Source organism: Propionivibrio sp., assembly GCF_017995515.1.
Lineage (GTDB): Bacteria > Pseudomonadota > Gammaproteobacteria > Burkholderiales > Rhodocyclaceae > Propionivibrio.
Window position 1 is genome coordinate 1 of sequence record NZ_JAGOIT010000076.1, and the last position, 16583, is coordinate 16583.

General features: G+C 62.2%; 17 protein-coding genes, 1 tRNA gene and 1 pseudogene. 11 read left to right on the top strand and 8 right to left on the bottom strand.

Annotated features, from left to right (window positions below):
• Window positions 1-398: 398 nt before the first annotated feature.
• Window positions 399-485: transfer RNA gene (locus tag KBA32_RS12425), tRNA-Leu, on the bottom strand.
• 39 nt (window positions 486-524) lie between these two features.
• Here KBA32_RS12425 and rnr point away from each other — a divergent pair.
• The 4 genes from rnr (at window position 525) to KBA32_RS12445 (ending at window position 4694) form a co-directional block, all read left to right on the top strand.
• Window positions 525-2909, top strand: a complete 2385-nt coding sequence (gene rnr, locus KBA32_RS12430) for a ribonuclease R (RefSeq protein WP_294359361.1) — start codon at window positions 525-527, stop codon at window positions 2907-2909.
• 93 nt (window positions 2910-3002) lie between these two features.
• Window positions 3003-3740 (top strand): 23S rRNA (guanosine(2251)-2'-O)-methyltransferase RlmB, encoded by a 738-nt coding sequence (rlmB, locus tag KBA32_RS12435; RefSeq protein WP_294359363.1) that lies wholly within the window; start codon window positions 3003-3005, stop codon window positions 3738-3740.
• Between the two features lie 47 nt (window positions 3741-3787).
• Window positions 3788-4048 carry an acyl-CoA-binding protein gene (locus KBA32_RS12440; protein ID WP_294359365.1) on the top strand — a complete coding sequence of 87 codons (261 nt, stop codon included), beginning with the start codon at window positions 3788-3790 and terminating at the stop codon, window positions 4046-4048.
• A gap of 7 nt (window positions 4049-4055) precedes the next feature.
• Window positions 4056-4694: an SGNH/GDSL hydrolase family protein gene (locus KBA32_RS12445; RefSeq protein WP_294359367.1), complete on the top strand. Its 639-nt coding sequence runs from the start codon at window positions 4056-4058 to the stop codon at window positions 4692-4694.
• A gap of 2 nt (window positions 4695-4696) precedes the next feature.
• Here the strand turns inward: KBA32_RS12445 and KBA32_RS12450 are convergent, their stop codons facing one another.
• From KBA32_RS12450 to KBA32_RS12460, 3 genes and pseudogenes are all read right to left on the bottom strand, one after another.
• Entirely contained in the window at window positions 4697-5218 is a 522-nt protein-coding gene (locus tag KBA32_RS12450) for a GNAT family N-acetyltransferase (protein ID WP_294359369.1), read from the bottom strand.
• A 169-nt stretch (window positions 5219-5387) separates the two neighbouring features.
• Window positions 5388-5720, bottom strand: coding sequence for a tyrosine-type recombinase/integrase (locus KBA32_RS12455; RefSeq protein WP_294359371.1), 333 nt, complete (start codon window positions 5718-5720; stop codon window positions 5388-5390).
• A gap of 67 nt (window positions 5721-5787) precedes the next feature.
• A pseudogene (locus KBA32_RS12460) lies at window positions 5788-5973 on the bottom strand (tyrosine-type recombinase/integrase); the annotation flags it as partial.
• Window positions 5974-6140: 167 nt separating this feature from the next.
• Between KBA32_RS12460 and hutH the strand changes: the two are divergent.
• From hutH to hutI, 4 genes are read left to right on the top strand one after another with little or no spacing between them, the layout of a single operon-like run.
• Complete coding sequence (hutH, locus tag KBA32_RS12465; RefSeq protein ID WP_294359372.1) at window positions 6141-7691, top strand: histidine ammonia-lyase; 1551 nt, start codon at window positions 6141-6143, stop codon at window positions 7689-7691.
• A complete protein-coding gene (gene hutC, locus KBA32_RS12470; RefSeq protein ID WP_294359374.1) occupies window positions 7691-8389 on the top strand; it encodes a histidine utilization repressor in 699 nt (232 codons plus the stop codon). Before hutH ends, hutC begins: the two co-directional genes overlap by 1 nt.
• 19 nt (window positions 8390-8408) lie before the next feature.
• On the top strand, window positions 8409-10091 hold the full coding sequence (gene hutU / locus KBA32_RS12475; protein WP_294359376.1) for a urocanate hydratase: 1683 nt from the start codon (window positions 8409-8411) through the stop codon (window positions 10089-10091).
• 3 nt (window positions 10092-10094) lie between these two features.
• Window positions 10095-11309 (top strand): imidazolonepropionase, encoded by a 1215-nt coding sequence (gene hutI, locus KBA32_RS12480; RefSeq protein ID WP_294359378.1) that lies wholly within the window; start codon window positions 10095-10097, stop codon window positions 11307-11309.
• Between the two features lie 5 nt (window positions 11310-11314).
• Here the strand turns inward: hutI and KBA32_RS12485 are convergent, their stop codons facing one another.
• Window positions 11315-11737: a type II toxin-antitoxin system VapC family toxin gene (locus KBA32_RS12485; protein ID WP_294359380.1), complete on the bottom strand. Its 423-nt coding sequence runs from the start codon at window positions 11735-11737 to the stop codon at window positions 11315-11317.
• Window positions 11734-11985 carry a type II toxin-antitoxin system Phd/YefM family antitoxin gene (locus tag KBA32_RS12490; protein ID WP_294359381.1) on the bottom strand — a complete coding sequence of 84 codons (252 nt, stop codon included), beginning with the start codon at window positions 11983-11985 and terminating at the stop codon, window positions 11734-11736. Before KBA32_RS12490 ends, KBA32_RS12485 begins: the two co-directional genes overlap by 4 nt.
• A 410-nt stretch (window positions 11986-12395) precedes the next feature.
• Between KBA32_RS12490 and KBA32_RS12495 the strand changes: the two genes are divergently transcribed.
• Genes KBA32_RS12495 through KBA32_RS12505 form a run of 3 tightly spaced genes read left to right on the top strand, consistent with a single transcriptional unit; the run spans window position 12396 to window position 14561 of the window.
• Window positions 12396-13313 (top strand): restriction endonuclease, encoded by a 918-nt coding sequence (locus KBA32_RS12495; protein ID WP_294359383.1) that lies wholly within the window; start codon window positions 12396-12398, stop codon window positions 13311-13313.
• Window positions 13314-13366: 53 nt separating this feature from the next.
• Complete coding sequence (hutG, locus tag KBA32_RS12500; protein ID WP_294359385.1) at window positions 13367-14341, top strand: formimidoylglutamase; 975 nt, start codon at window positions 13367-13369, stop codon at window positions 14339-14341.
• A 25-nt stretch (window positions 14342-14366) separates the two neighbouring features.
• On the top strand, window positions 14367-14561 hold the full coding sequence (locus tag KBA32_RS12505; RefSeq protein ID WP_294359387.1) for a hypothetical protein: 195 nt from the start codon (window positions 14367-14369) through the stop codon (window positions 14559-14561).
• 75 nt (window positions 14562-14636) lie between these two features.
• Here KBA32_RS12505 and KBA32_RS12510 read toward each other — a convergent pair whose 3' ends face one another.
• Window positions 14637-15668, bottom strand: a complete 1032-nt coding sequence (locus KBA32_RS12510; RefSeq protein ID WP_294359389.1) for an NAD(P)-dependent alcohol dehydrogenase — start codon at window positions 15666-15668, stop codon at window positions 14637-14639.
• Between the two features lie 238 nt (window positions 15669-15906).
• A partial coding sequence (locus KBA32_RS12515; protein WP_294359391.1) for a trypsin-like peptidase domain-containing protein occupies window positions 15907-16583 on the bottom strand: 677 nt, incomplete at its 5' end.

Genomic DNA, 16583 nt, shown 5'->3' on the forward strand with positions numbered 1-16583 from the left:
GAAATCGTCAAAAACCTTCAAAAATTCATCCCCAATCGAAACCGACCGCGACCGATTCGACCCAAACCCCACAAGGCTCATGCCTACAAATCCGCACCATGACAAAGTGCTAAGTCATGAGGATTGCCACCATCGAAGGCATTTATTGGCTTGTCAGATGCATGCAGACTACGTATCTTGGTGTCAGTCAGGGGTACAACTTGGCGAGGCATGGTGGACCTCAGGAAGAGTAGTGGGTGTAAGTAAGTTACACCAACGTCGAAAGTTACACCATTAATTGCACCAAAAAATGCAGGATTTCATCGGATGCCATCGGACAGTCTTGGAAACAAAAAAGCCGCAGAACCTAGCGGTTATGCGGCTTTCAGGACTTTCTCGGAACTTGTTGGAATTTTACTTGGTGCCCAGGAAGGGACTCGAACCCCCACAGTGTTGCCACCACTAGGACCTGAACCTAGCGCGTCTACCAATTTCGCCACCTGGGCATCTCCAGCGAAGGCAAGATTCTAAAGGATCAAAATTAAATGTCAATCAAAAAACTGTCGAAAATCAGAAAAAGCGATCCGCACTTTCATCGGGAGGCGGCGAAGTACGAACAACCCTTGCCGTCGCGCGAATACATCCTGAGCGTGGTTGAAGAGCAGGGCAAGCCGGTCAGCTTTGCCGAGCTGTGCGCGCTGCTCGATATTCACAAGCACGAGTACGACATGTTCCAGCGGCGCCTTGCCGCCATGGAACGTGAAGCGCAGTTGATGCGCAATCGTAAGGACGCGTACATCGTTCCGGAGCGCGCCAGCCTGATTGCAGGTCGCATCGAAGGGCATTCGGACGGCTACGGCTTCCTCGTACCCGATGACGGCGGCGATGATCTCTTCCTCGACGCCAAGCAGATGACCAAGGTCTTGCACCGCGACCGCGCGCTGGCACGTGTGATCGGCGTCGATCGCAAGGGGCGGCGTGAAGGCGCGATCGTCGAGGTACTGGAGAGGGCGAACAGCAAGGTGGTCGGACGCGTCCTGATCGAGCACGGCATTACGGTCGTCGTTCCCGAGAACCGGCGGATCAATCAAGACGTCCTCGTGGTTCCGGACAGGAAGTACAAAGTGAGATCCGGCCAGGTGGTGATGGTGGAAATCATCGAACAGCCAAGCCGACATTCGCAGCCAATCGGCAAGATCATCGAAGTCCTTGGCAACTATGCCGACCCCGGCATGGAAATCGAAATTGCCTTGCGCAAGCACGAGCTTCCATTCGAGTTCTCGCCAAAAGTCGCTGCGGAAACCAAGGCGCTGCCGGACAAGGTCCGGAAGACCGAGTGGGTCGGGCGCAAGGACCTCCGGGATCTGCCGCTGGTGACCATCGACGGCGAAACGGCCAAGGACTTCGACGACGCGGTATTTGCCGAGAAGGACGGGCGCGGCTGGCGATTGGTCGTGGCGATTGCCGATGTCAGCCACTACGTGCGGCCGGGCACGGTGCTCGACCGTGAGGCGATGGAGCGCGGGAACTCGGTCTACTTCCCGCGCCGGGTGATTCCGATGCTGCCCGAGAAGCTCTCCAACGGTCTGTGTTCGCTCAATCCCGATGTGGACCGGCTGGCGATGGTCTGCGACATGAACATCGGATCGACCGGCAAGATCAAGACTTATTCGTTCTATCCGGCTGTGTTCCGTTCGAAAGCGCGGCTAACCTACAATCAGGTCTGGAGTTGGCTCGATGGCGGCGTGCAGCCGGAAAACGAAGTGCATCGCGAGTTGTTGCCGCAACTGCAATCCCTGTACGCGCTGTTCAAGGTGCTGCTCAAGGCGCGCCACAAGCGCGGTGCGATCGACTTCGAGACGATCGAGACGATGATGCTGTTCAATGATCAGGGCAAGATCGAGAACATTGTTCCGGTGCAGCGCAACGACGCGCATCGCTTGATCGAGGAGTGCATGCTGGCGGCCAACGTCTGCGCCTCGGCCTTCCTGCAAAAGCACAAGCAAGCGTGCCTCTACCGGATACATGAAGGTCCGACGCCTGAGAAGCTGGAAGCGTTGCGCAGCTTCCTGCACGAGTTCGGCCTCGGCCTGCCCGGCGGTGAGAGCCCGTCGGCCAAGGACTACGGCGCGCTGCTCGAGAAGATCAAGGAGCGCCCCGACGCCCAACTGTTGCAGACGGTCATGTTGCGCTCGCTGCGCCAGGCGATGTACAGCCCGGACAATGTGGGCCATTTCGGGCTCTCCTACGAGCATTACACGCACTTCACGTCGCCGATCCGGCGCTACCCCGATCTGCTCGTGCATCGTTCGATCAAGGCTGTGCTCGAAGGCACGCGCTATACGCCGGGAAACTGGGACGACATCGGTCTGCACTGTTCGATGACCGAGCGACGTGCGGACGAGGCGACGCGCGACGTCAATAACTGGCTTAAGTGCTATTACATGCAGGATCTCATCGGCGAGGAGTTCGACGGAGCGATCTCGGCGGTCGTGCCGTTCGGTATCTTCGTTGCGCTCGATACGGTCTATGTCGAGGGGCTGGTGCACGTCTCGGAACTGGGCGAGGATTACTTCCAGTTCGACAACGTCCGGCATCAGATGCTGGGCGAACGCAGCGGCAAGCGTTTCCGCCTGGGTGACCGCGTGCGCGTGCGTGTGGTGCGTGCCGACCTGGAATCGGGACGTATCGACTTCGTCCTTGCGGCGCAACAGCCCGTCAGAGGCGAAAGCGCCACGAAGCCGGCGCACAAAGCGACGGTTAAACAGGCAGAGAAGCCTGAGCCGAAGGTGAAAGGTGCTGCAACGGCGCGGAAGCCGTCGGTAAAGCCTGCGCCCAAGTCGTCGTCGCATGCCAAGGCCAAGCCGCCGACGCGCACGAAACCGGTTGTGGCGGCGAAAAAGCGGGGGGTGTCGAAAAAACACCATTAGTCCGTCGTGGCCTGTGTCGGCGGGCGCTTCTCTTCGGGGCGCCTGCTGAACGCAAGGTAGAATAGGCGCTCGATTTTGTACCAGAGAATTCCAATGTCACAGACCAGCTTCATCCATGGCTTCCACGCCATCATCGCCAAACTTCGCCACCATCCGGACGCCATCCTCGAGATCTTCATCGATGCGGACCGTCACGACGCCCGCGCACGCGATCTCATGCGTCACGCCGAGTTGCAGAAGGTCAAGATTATTCCGGTCGATGCCAAACGGCTCGAAGGCATGGCAGGCGGAATGCGGCATCAGGGCGTCGTCGCGCGCGTGTCCGGCACGTCGCGCCATGTCACGCTCGACGACGTACTCGACACGCTGGAGGAGCCTGCTTTTCTGTTGGTGCTCGACGGCATCCAGGATCCGCACAACCTCGGCGCGTGCCTGCGCGTTGCCGACGCGGTCGGTGCGCACGCCGTGATCGCGCCGAAGGACCGGGCGGTCGGTCTGACGCAGACGGCGATCAAGGTCGCCAGCGGCGCGGCCGAGAGCGTGCCGTACATCACAGTGACCAACCTGGCGCGCACGCTGCGCGAGTTGCAGGAACGCGAAATCTGGGTGGTCGGAACCGATGCCGAGGCCAAAGAGGATATCTACGCCGCGCAATGGCCGGAGGCGACAGCGTGGGTGCTCGGTGCCGAAGGTGACGGCATGCGTCGCCTGACGCGCGAAACCTGCGATCAACTGGTGACGATTCCGATGCTCGGTTCAGTGCAGAGTCTGAATGTCTCGGTCGCTTCGGGTGTCTGTCTGTACGAGGCGCGCCGTCGTCGCGGCCGCTGATTGCGTCCTGGTTTTTGCTTGCTTGTTCAATCCTGAAGGGGAATGCCATGAGTGATCTGAACGCGCGTTTCGAAGCTGCAGTGGCGAACTCCAAGACGCTGAGCGAGCGCCCCGACAACTCGACGCTGCTGAAGCTCTATGCGTTGTACAAACAGGCAACGGCGGGTGACGTCGAGGGAAGGCGTCCCGGCTTTACCGATATGGTTGGTCGTGCGAAGTACGATGCCTGGGCAGCAATCAAGGGAACAGCAGGTGACGAGGCGATGAATCAATACATCTCTTTGGTCGAATCCCTGCAGGCGGCCTGATTCGAAGATGCGACCCTTCCAGATCCTTTGCTTCGGCGACTCGAACACCTGGGGCTACGCGCCGGTCAGCGCCAAGCGCTATCCGCGCGACATCCGCTGGACCGGGGTCATGGCGAGCCAACTCGGCAGTCGCTTCAACGTCGTTGAGGAAGGGCAGAATGGTCGCACGACGGTGTGGGACGATCCGCTCGAGGGCGGTCACAAGAACGGGCTGATGTACCTGCCCGCCTGTCTGGAGAGCCATCATCCGATCGACCTCGTGATCCTGATGCTGGGGACCAACGACCTCAAGGCGCGTTTCTCGCTCACTGCGCTGGATATCTCACTGGGCGCCGAACGTCTGGTTCAAGTCATCCAGAACTCGGTTTGGGGGGCGGACGGGAGAGCGCCGGCCGTCCTTCTGGCGGCGCCGCCACCGGTCGACCCGAAGGACGATGCGGCCGAGATGTTTGCTGGCGCCCGGGAAAAATCCGTCGGCCTCGCGCGGCGCTATTCCGAGGTCGCCGAACGCTGCAACTGTCGTCTCATCAATGTCGGCGAAATCATCGCCGTCGATCCTGATGACGGCATTCACTACAGCCGCGAGGCACATCGCTTGCTCGGGCTTGCCATGGCTGCGCGCGTGAAAGAGTTGTTTCCGGCTTAAGGTCAGCCATCGACCGGGTTGAGCGGCGTTTCCAGGGTGAGTTGATAGAACGCCAGATCGAGCCAGCGGCCGAACTTGAAGCCGGCTTGCGTAATCGTTCCGGCATGCACGAACCCCAGGCGCTTGTGTAGCTCGATGCTGGCTTTGTTGTCGGCGTCGATGCCGCCGATCATCAGGTGTACGCCTTGTTCCCGCGCTTTTTCAATCAATGCTTTGAGCAACGTCGGACCGTATCCATGGCCGCGATGCGCGTGATGCACATAGACCGAGTGTTCGACCGAATACTTGAACGCCGCCCACGGCCTGAACGTACCGTAGCTGGCAAAACCCAGCAGTTCGCCTGCATCGGATTCCAGTCCGATCACCGGGAAGTTGCCCGCCGCCTTTGCCTCGAACCAGCCGACCATGCTCTCGGCCGGACGCGGTTTGTAGTCGTAGACGACGGTCGAGTTCACGATCGCCTCGTTGAGAATTTCGAGGATCGAGGTGGCGTGGCGCTCAAAGGTGCAGGTCATGAGGTTCATGGGTGCCATGTTCTGTCGGCTTGAAAGGGGGCGAGCCTACGCTCGCCAAAAGAGAGGCGCAAGGCAGCGGGCTGGCCGAATCGACGGTCTCGACACTGTTCGGCCTTCAGAGTCCACCGGGCTAGTGAATGGCGGCATAGAGATGCGGGCGAACGACAGCTCGTGGCCGTTATGCACAGTTGCGGTACGGGCCGCGGCATCGCACGATCACGGAGTCGGTAAGCGACGTCTGAGGCCTGCGCATAACTACAGGATTTTCAGGAACTCGATCAACGAGTCGGGTGCCTTGTAGCGCCTGATCGTATTGGTGAGTTGTCGTCGGGCTCTCGTGCCCGAGCCACAGCGCGATGACGCTGATGTCTACGCCGGACTGCAAGAGGTGCATCGCCGTCGTGTGGCGGATGATGTGTGGGGAGATGCGGTGCTTGGCAAGCTGCGGCTGCGCGACAGTCGCCGCCTTGACGGCGAGTGCGAGGCGCTGGGTGACGTTCCCACGTGTCATCGCCTTTGCCATCGCGGTTGGGCAACAGCGCCGATGTCGGTTGCAATTGCGGATTGATCCGCAGCCACGCCCGAATCTGCTTTATTGTCGATCGCCACAGCGGCACAGCGCGCTGTTTGCGCCCCTTGCCGTGCGAATGCACACAGGCGGCGCCGTCGAGCACCATGTCGGGCAGTGTCACGCCGATGATCTCGGAGACTCGGGCGCCAGTGTTGAAGAGTATCCTGAGCAGCAGGTGAGTCCAAATGACCATAAGGCTATCAATTTCGACGCCCTGATCCGACCCCGCAGCACGACGCGCAATGATTTTTCGCCGGATGCAACGAACGTTCAGTCACACTTGAATTCGATTGCGCCTTATCTTGTATAGACAACATTCCTCTGTTACGATTCGCGAACTTGTCTATACAGGAATGCGCTATGGCCCCTCAGAACTCTTTCTCGCCGGTGATGCTCACGCCCGGCCACGTTTCGCTGGCGCAACTGCGGCAGATCGCGCGTACCTCGTGCGCACTCCAGCTCGATCCGTCGTGCCATGCGGCCATCGACCGGGCGGCGGAGACGGTTGCGAAGATCGCCGAGAGCGGGATGCCGGCTTACGGCATCAACACCGGATTCGGGCGTCTGGCGCAGACGCATATCCCGCACGACCAGCTTGAATTGTTGCAGCGCAATCTGGTGCTCTCGCACGCGGTCGGGGTCGGCGAGCCGATGGCGGCGCCGGTGGTTCGGCTGTTGATTGCGCTCAAACTGTCCAGCCTCGGGCGCGGGCATTCGGGCGTGCGTCGGCCGGTGATCGAGGCGCTGATCACGCTGTTCAACGCCGACGTGCTGCCGCTGATTCCGGTCAAGGGCTCGGTCGGCGCGTCGGGCGACCTCGCGCCGCTGGCGCACATGTCGCTGGCGCTGCTCGGCGTCGGCGAGGTCTTCATTCAAGGCCGTCGCGCGTCGGCGCTGGAAGGGCTGCGCCATGCTGGCCTCGAGCCGCTGGCACTGGCGGCGAAAGAAGGCCTGGCCTTGCTCAACGGCACGCAGGCTTCGACCGCGCTGGCCTTGAAGCACCTGTTCGACATCGAGGATCTGTTCCAGAGCGCGCTGGTTTCAGGTGCTTTGTCGGTCGATGCTGCGGCCGGGTCGTTCAAACCCTTCGATGCGCGCATTCATGAACTGCGCGGGCAGCGCGGGCAGATCGACAGCGCCGCCGCCTACCGCGACCTGCTCGAAGGCTCGGACATCAACCTCGCGCACCGCGACTGCGGCAAGGTGCAGGACCCGTACAGCCTGCGTTGCCAGCCGCAGGTGATGGGCGCCTGCCTCGACCAGATGCGCCACGCGGCGCACATCCTGCTGACCGAGGCGAATGGGGTTTCCGACAATCCGCTGATCTTCCCGGATACCGGCGAAGTGCTCTCCGGCGGCAACTTCCACGCCGAGCCGGTGGCGATGGCCGCCGACAACCTCGCGCTGGCCGTCGCAGAGATCGGTGCGCTGGCCGAGCGTCGCATCGCGCTGCTGATCGACAACACGCTCTCCGGCCTGCCGCCTTTCCTGGTGCGCGACGGCGGCGTCAACTCCGGCTTCATGATCGCGCACGTAACGGCGGCGGCACTGGCTTCGGAGAACAAGACGCTGGCGCATCCGGCGTCGGTCGATTCGCTGCCGACTTCGGCCAATCAGGAAGATCACGTCTCGATGGCGACCTTCGCCGCGCGCAAGCTGGGCGACATGGCGGACAACACGGCGGCGATCCTCGCCATCGAGCTGCTCGCCGCCGCGCAGGGCGTCGATCTGCGCGCGCCGCACATCACCAGTCCCAAGTTGCAAGCCGTGATGCAGCGCATCCGCAGCGCCGTGCCGCACTACGACATCGACCGCCTGTTCGCGCCCGACATCGAGGCGATCAAGGCGGCGGTGCAGAACGCCGAGATCGCCGCGCACAGCCCGCTGCGCTTCGCGTCGCAGGAAGCGTGATGGCTGAGTTGCCGGCCTATCAGGCGATCAAGGACCACATCCTTGCGCGTATCGACTCGGGCGAGTGGGGCGAGGGCAGCCTGATCCCGTCCGAGAACGAGCTGGCGCGCCAGTTCAACGTCGCGCGGATGACTGTCAACCGCGCCCTGCGCGAACTGACCGACGCGCAGGTGTTGACGCGCACCAAGGGCGCCGGCACCTACGTCGCGCCGCCCAAGTACCAGTCGACGCTGGTGGAGATCCGCAGCATCGCCGAGGAGATCCGCGCGCGCGGCCATCAGCATTCGAGTGTCGTGCTGTTGCTCGAACGCATCGCGGCCAGCCCGACGCTCGCCACGGAAATGCAGTTGAAAGCCGGCAGCGACGTGTATCACTCGTGCCTGCTGCACCTCGAGAACGATCAGCCGGTGCAGTTCGAGGAGCGCTGGGTCAATCCGGCGCTGGCGCCTGATTACCTCATGCAGGACTTTACGGCGAGCACGCCGAACGAATATCTGGTGCGCGTCGCGCCCTTGCAGCGCGTCGAGTACCGCATCGAAGCCACCGTTCCGAGCGCATCGATTGGCCAGAATCTGGACATGTCGCTCGGCGAGCCGGCCTTGCTGCTGCATCGCCGCACCTGGTCCCAAGGTGCCGTCGCCAGCGTTGCCAATCTTTGGCATCCCGGCAACCGTTACCAATTCACCGGCCATTTTTGAGGCCCACCGGACTTTCACTATGAACAACGCAAATCAAGACCCACGTCTCGACTCTTCCCGCGTCATCCGTGCCCCGCGCGGCAATAAACTGAACTGCAAGAGCTGGCTGACCGAAGCCGTCTTCCGCATGTTGCAGAACAACCTCGACCCGGAAGTCGCCGAGCACCCGGAGGCGCTCGTCGTCTATGGCGGCATCGGTCGCGCCGCGCGCAACTGGGCATGTTTCGACCAGATCATCGCGACGCTGAAAACGCTGGACGACGACCAGACGCTGCTCATCCAGAGCGGCAAGCCGGTCGGCGTTTTCCGCACGCACGCCGACGCGCCGCGCGTGTTGCTTGCCAATTCCAACCTCGTGCCACATTGGGCGACGTGGGAGCACTTCAACCAACTCGACCGCGCCGGCCTGATGATGTACGGCCAGATGACCGCCGGCAGCTGGATCTACATCGGCAGCCAGGGCATCGTGCAGGGCACCTACGAGACCTTCTACGCCGTCGCCAACCAGCACTTCGACGGCCAGCCGCAAGGGCGCTGGATTCTCACTGGCGGCCTCGGCGGCATGGGCGGCGCGCAGCCGCTGGCGGCGACGATGGCCGGCTTCTCGATGCTCGCCGTTGAATGCGACGAGACGCGCATCGATTTCCGCCTGAAGACGCGCTACATCGACCGCAAGGCGGCGACGCTGGACGAGGCGCTGGCGATCATCGACGCGGCGAAGAACGAGGGAAAAGCCGTCTCGGTCGGCCTGCTCGGCAACGCCGCCGACGTCTTCGCCGAACTCGTCGCACGCGGTGTGACGCCGGATGTGGTCACCGACCAGACGAGCGCGCACGATCCGATCAACGGCTATCTCCCGCAAGGCTGGACGATGGCGCAATGGCGCGAACGCCGCGCATCCGATCCGCAGCGCATCGTGCAGCCGGCCAAGCAGTCGATGGCGAATCAGGTGCGCGCCATGCTCACGCTGCAGTCGCGCGGCGCGGCGACGCTCGACTACGGCAACAACATCCGCCAGATGGCGCTCGACATGGGCGTCGAGAACGCCTTCGACTTCCCCGGTTTCGTCCCGGCCTACATCCGCCCGCTGTTCTGCGAAGGCAAGGGCCCGTTCCGCTGGGTCGCGCTCTCCGGCGACCCGGAAGACATCTACCGCACCGACGCCAAGGTGCGCGAGCTGATTCCCGATGATCCGCATCTGCACCACTGGCTCGACATGGCGCGCGAACGCATCGCCTTCCAGGGCTTGCCGGCGCGCATCTGCTGGGTCGGCGTCAAGGACCGTTACCGCCTCGGCCTCGCCTTCAACGAGATGGTGAGGAAGGGCGAACTGAAAGCGCCGATCGTCATCGGCCGCGATCACCTCGACACCGGCTCGGTCGCCAGTCCCAACCGCGAAACCGAGTCGATGAGGGACGGTTCCGATGCCGTCTCCGACTGGCCGCTGCTCAACGCCCTGCTCAATACGGCCGGCGGCGCGACGTGGGTCTCACTGCACCACGGCGGCGGCGTCGGCATGGGCTATTCGCAACACGCCGGCGTCGTCATCGTCGCCGACGGCAGCGAAGCGGCGGATAAGCGCCTCGCGCGCGTACTGTTCAACGACCCGGCCACTGGCGTCATGCGCCACGCCGATGCGGGTTATCCACTGGCGGTGGAGACAGCACGCGAAGTCGGGCTCAAGCTGCCGATGATCGGGTAAGCCGTGCACGTCGATCTGCTTGTGCGCCGGGTGCATCTGGCGACGATGGTGGGTGATGCGGCCGATCCCTACGGCGCAGTGCACGACGCCGCGCTCGCCGTCGCGGATGGCCGCATCGTCTGGCTCGGCAAGGAAGCCACGCTGCCGATTGGCTTGATCGCCGACGAAGAAATCGACGGCGAAGGCGGCTGGCTCACCCCCGGCCTGATCGACTGCCACACGCACCTCGTCTACGCCGGCAACCGCGCCGGCGAGTTCGAGCGCCGGCTGAACGGCGAATCCTACGAATCGATTGCCCGCTCGGGCGGCGGTATCCGCGCCACCGTTGCCGCCACGCGCGCGGCCGACGAAGCCACGCTCTATGCGCAGAGCCGCAAGCGGTTGCAGACGATGCTCAATGAGGGCATCACCACCATCGAGATCAAGTCCGGCTACGGCCTCGACCTCGCGAGCGAACGCAAGATGCTGTGCGTCGCCCGGCAGCTCGCCGGTGAGGGTGTCACCGTGCGTACCAGCTTCCTCGGCGCGCACGCCGTTCCGCCCGAATACGCCGGCCGCGCCGACGATTACCTCGATGTCGTCATCAACGACATGCTGCCGGCGCTGAACGCCGAAGGACTGATTGACGCGGTCGACGGTTTTTGCGAAGACATCGCCTTCTCGCCGGCACAGATCCGCCGGCTGTTCGATGCCGCCACGCGCCTCGGACTGCCAGTCAAGCTACACGCCGAGCAGCGCACCGACCAGGGCGGCGCCGCGCTCGTCGCCAGCTATCGCGGGCTCTCCGCCGACCACGTCGAATACCTCTCGCCCGAAGGTATCGCCGCGATGGCAGCCAGCGGAACTGCCGCCGTCCTCCTGCCCGGCGCCTTTTACAGCCTGCGCGAGACGCGCCAGCCTCCCGTCAACGCCCTACGCGCCGCCGGTGTGCCGATAGCCGTCTCCACCGACTGCAACCCCGGCACCTCACCGCTCGAATCACCGCTGCTGGCGATGAACATGGGCTGCACGCTGTTCGGCCTGACGCCGGCGGAAGCGCTCGCCGGCATGACGCGCCACGCCGCACGGGCGCTGGGTCTTGCGAATCGCGGGACGCTGGACGTCGGAAAACGGGCCGATCTGGCGCTGTGGGCCGTCGATTGCCCTGCTGAACTGGCGTACCGAATGGGCGCGCGACCGTTGGTGAGGCGATGGCTAGGCGGATTGAAAAGCACTTAGCACGGCTACAGCGCCCAGGGACTCAGAACCTGCGGATAGTGCGCGAAATCCTGGACGTTACGGGTGACGACGGTGAGACCGTGGCATTGCGCGGTGGCCATGATCAATCCGTCCATCACTGGCAGCGCTCGGCCCGCGAGTTCAGCGTTGGCCGACAACTGCGCCCAGAGATGCAGCGCTGCCGAGTCCAGCGCCAGAATTCGTCCGGCAAAGCGCTGCTCGACAAGGCCGAGCCAGGCAGTGAGCTTCTGGCTGCGGTGCGGGTCGGTTGCGCGCAACTTGAGGATACCTTTCTCGATTTCGCCCAAGGTGATGACGCTGATGAAAAGGCTCGCCTCGTCCTGCTCGTCGAGCCACGCGATCACGTTCTGGTTGGGTACGCGCTTTGCGTATTCGGAGATCGCGCAGGTATCGAGCAGCCAGCTCATAGGTCGACGTCCCGACCCGTCTCACGGCTGCGCTCGATGTCCAGGTCTTCGGCCCCGAGCTCGGGTTGCAGCAGGGCGCTCGAAAGCTTGCCGCGGCGCGCCGTGAGGCGTGTGTATTCCTCGGCCGAGAGCACGACCGCCGTCGGCTTGCCGTGGACAGTCACCGTTTGCGCATCGCCGCTCGCGGCCCGCTTGATGAGCTGGCTGAAATTTCCCTTCGCTTGCTGCAATTGCCATTCGTTGAGCATCGTGTTCTCCGGCTTTCTGGTCAGACTGGTCAGAATTTAGCATGGACTCACCACGCTTGGCTATGAACACACCTTGCTCTTCATCGCGTACTGATTGGAGTTTTGCTGGTCGAGCCACATTGATGACTGCCTCGAAGTTGATGACTTTGGATGGCGTCTTCGTGTATGCAGTATGATCCTGAAAACCTCACCGCAAAGGCGCAAAGGCGCAAAGGAAACAACAGGTTGATCCTATTTGACCATTCACCCTGTGGGTGGTGATGGAAGGTAGGTGCTGTTTGCGTAGCGCTATGATTTTCTTTGCGAACCTTCGCGATCTGTGCGCCTTTGCGGTGAAGAACTGAGTTTTTCAGGATGATTGTTTTGCGTCTGACACTGTTCCGGGAAGACCAATTGGGAGCACAAGAAGAATGGCTATTCCTGATTTTCAAACCCTGATGCGTCCATTGCTCGATTTGCACGCAGATCGAGAGGAGCATCTCAATCGTGACTTGGTGAACGCTTTGGCGGAACAGTTTTCGCTGACACCGGAAGAGCGTAGAGAAATGCTCCCGAGTGGGCGTGCAAAAATGTTCGATAACCGGGTCGGTTGGGCGAAAACCTATGTTTCGGCCGCGGGTTTGATCGAAGCACCACGGCGCGCCGTATCAGTCATTACTGAAAAAGGCATGAAAGCGCTGATCGATTACCCCAAAACGATCGACCTGCGGGTGCTCGCCAAACTGAATGGCAGCAGGTCAGTGCGTGAAAGAAGGCGCGATGAAAAGCCGGAACTGGAACAAGAACGCGATGCCGGCATTGAGATCCATGAAACGCCGGAAGAGGCTGTCGAGAACGCTTACCTCACGCTTCGAAACGATGTTGAGCGAGAAATCGTCGCAAAGATCCTCGCCAATCCTCCGGAGTTTCTTGAACGAGTGATCATTGATCTTGTTGTCAAAATGGGTTACGGCGGAAATCGCAAAGACGCGGGCGAGGCGATCGGTCGGAGCGGTGACGAAGGTATCGATGGCATCATCAAGGAAGATCCGCTTGGCCTGGACATTATCTATCTGCAGGCAAAGCGCTACGAAGGAACGGTTGGGCGGCCGGAGATCCAGAAGTTTGCGGGGGCTCTCCAAGGGCAGCGGGCAAGGAAGGGTATATTCATCACGACTTCATCATATTCAAAGGACGCGAAAGAGTTCGCCTCCAAAATCGACACAAAGATCATCCTGATCGATGGATCGACTCTGGCAAAACTCATGTTTGACCACGGCGTCGGTGTCTCGGTGAATACCGTGTATGAGGTCAAGAAGGTCGACACCGACTACTTTGAAGAATTTTGATGAAGAACCCGCATCCTGTGGCGTATTGGGCGGAATGACGAAAGGGCGCTTCCATGTGGCAACCCGCTGACCAAACCCTCTGGCTCGGCCATATTGATTTCGAAGAAGGCGAACTCGGCGTTCGCTGGCATCAACAGGTTCAGCCCTTGTTGACCGGTCAGGCCGAGCAAGCGCCGGGCAGTGTGCTGATCGGCTTTGCCTGCGATGCCGGGGTGGTGCGCAATCACGGGCGGGCGGGGGCGGCGGGTGGGCCGGCGGCGGTGCGCAAGTATCTGATCAATTGCGCCTGGCATCAGGAACGGCCGGTTTACGACGGCGGCAACGTGCTGTGCGAGGGCGATGCGCTGGAAGCGGCGCAGTTCGTGCTGGGAACGCACGTTGCTGCGGTGCTGGACGCAGGGCATTTGCCGCTGGTGATCGGCGGCGGCCACGAGGTTGCGTGGGGTAACTGGCAGGGACTGGCGACCTGGGCGATGAAGCAGCCGGGGAAACGCGTGGGGGTGCTCAATTTCGATGCGCACTTCGATCTGCGCGCCGGCGAGGTCGGTACTTCCGGGACGCCGTTCCGGCAGATTGCCGAGGACTGCGTGGCACGTAACTGGCTGTTCCGCTACGCCTGTTTCGGGGTCGCGCGGCCGACGAATACGGCGGCGCTGTTCGCTCGGGCGCAAAAGCTCAAGGTCTGCTGGGTCGAGGACGATCAATTGTCGCCCTGGTGCCTCGACGTAGCGCGGGACAAACTGGCGGCATTTCTCGATGAGGTCGACGTACTGCATCTGACGATCGACCTCGACGTGCTCCCCGCAGCCGTTGCGCCGGGCGTCTCGGCGCCGGCGGCGCGCGGTGTCGAGTTGGCGGTGCTGGAAACGCTGATCGATCAGGCGCTGGCGAGCGGCAAGGTTCGCTTGACCGAGTTCGCCGAACTCAATCCGGGTTTCGATCAGGACGGACGCACGGCACGCATCGTCGTGCGCCTTATCGAACGGATCGCGCGCGGCGCCTGGGCAGCAGGGTCGGAAAACGAGTGATGTGCTAATCCCCGAAGGAGGGCGTATGGAAGCGCTGCTGAAGCTGGGTTGGTTGTCCGGAATCGTTGGCGTTCTGTTGTGCGTCGCCGCCGTCGGCATCCGGTTGGCCGGCGAGTTCTGGATCGCCGGGTTTCAGGTCGGGACTTTGCTGCAGGCAGGTATCGCCGGGCTCGTCTTCGGCTGCTTTTGCATGCTCGGCTACCTCACACGAAAATCGTGATCGCGGCGGTGCGGTACGCATCCGGCCGTTTCGGTGAATGATCGCTCATTCACCGATTTCGACCACGTTCAACAATTAGTCGACAAAGCTGATCACACCTTTGATCACCTCTTCCGGGTGATCCATGCTGAAGAGCACCTTTTCCGCGATGTCGCTGAACGGGAAAACGTGCGAGGCGATCTTCTTCAACGGAATGACGCCCGCAGCCACCGAAGCGATGGCCGTCGGGTAGTGGTTGCGGTAGCGGAAGATGGTTTCGAGCCTTGCTTCGCGTGCCGTCAGCGTGCCCATGTCCATCTTGATTTCCGGGTTCGCCGCCATGCCGACCATGACGACGACGCCATTTGGTGCGACGACCTTGGTCGCCTGCAGCGCCGTGATCGGACTGCCGGCGGCGTCAAACACCAGATCGCACCCGCCGTCGGCCATCAGCGCCGCGACGGCACCTTCCTTGTCGCCGCGAATGATCCTTCTGGCGCCGAGTTCCAGCGCCTTGTCCAGCCGCTTCTGGGCGATGTCGACGACGGTGATGTCGCTGACGCCGACGGCTTTCAGAACGAGCAGGGTGACGAGGCCGATGCAGCCCGTGCCGAAGATCACCGCGCTTTGCCCGAGCCGGGCGCCGGATTTTTCGACCGCGTAGAGGCCGACCGACAGCGGTTCGCACAACGCACCTTCGAGCGTGCTCATGTTCGGCGGGAGCTTGAAGCACATCTTCGCCGGATGCGCGAGGTATTCGCGGAAGGCGCCGTCGCGCTCGCCGGGGATGGCCATGAAGGACATCTTCTTGCAGAGGTTGTAGTGGCCGGCCATGCAGAACTTGCATGATCCGCAGGGGACGCCCGGCTCCAGTGCTACCTTGTCGCCCACGGCAAAACCAGTGACCTCGCTGCCGACTTCGATGACTTCCCCGGCCGATTCATGACCGAGAACGAGCGGCGAATCAACGACCCAGTTACCGAGCCGGCCGTCTTTCAGAAAATGCAGATCCGAGCCGCAAATCCCGACATGATGAATCTTGACCAGCAACTCGTCGGGCTTGGGAGCGGGTACGGGGCGTTCTTCAATCCGCATGTCACGCGGGGCGTGCATGACTGCGGCCTTCATGGTTCCTTCCATAACGATTCCTTTGTGATGGCAATGGGATCCCAGCGATGCGATAAGCATCGTCTGGACCAGCTATGCAATCCTCAATGAAACCTTGCCGCGCAGTCTTGTGGGTGCCCTCGGTGCCTTGTGCAACCGGGCCGGGGCGATCGCCGCGCGTTATGGATACGACTGTCAGCGAGTGTAGCGAATTTCTCCTGTCGATGGCGACGCGGTTTGCGCCCGCGTCGGCTGGTGCTCATGTGCCGGGCTGCAGCGTGACCTTGAGTTCGGTCGATTTTCCCTTGCGCAGGACCGTGACGCGGACGGTGTCGCCGACCCGGTAGTCGTCGAGGTGCGAAAGCAGCTTGCCGACGCTGTCGACCGACTTGCCGTCAATGGCGGTGATGATGTCGCCCGGCACGACCTCGCCGCTGCGCGAGATGTTGATCCCGGTGAGACCTGCCTTGGCGGCGCTGGAGCCGGGCGCTACGCGCAGGACGACGACGCCCGAAACGTTGAGCAGCTTGGTCAGGCGCCGGTTGAGATCCTCGTCGATCTCGACGCCGAGCGCGGGACTGGTATAGCGGCCGGACTTGATCAGTTGCGGCACGACACGATTGACTGTGTCGACGGGTACCGCAAAGCCAATGCCGGCGCTGCTGCCGCTCGGGCTGTAGATGGCCGTATTGACGCCGATCAGCCGGCCGGCCGAGTCGAGCAGTGGGCCGCCGGAGTTGCCGGGGTTGATCGCTGCGTCGGTTTGAATGAGGTGTTCGATGCTGGCGCCGTTCTCTTCGCCCAGCGAGCGATCGAGCGCCGAGACGATACCGGTGGTCAGCGTCCAGTCGAGGCCGAACGGATTGCCGATGGCGTAAACCTTTTGTCCGACGCGCAGGTCGTGGCTGGTGCCGATGGGTACGGGAGCAGGGCGCC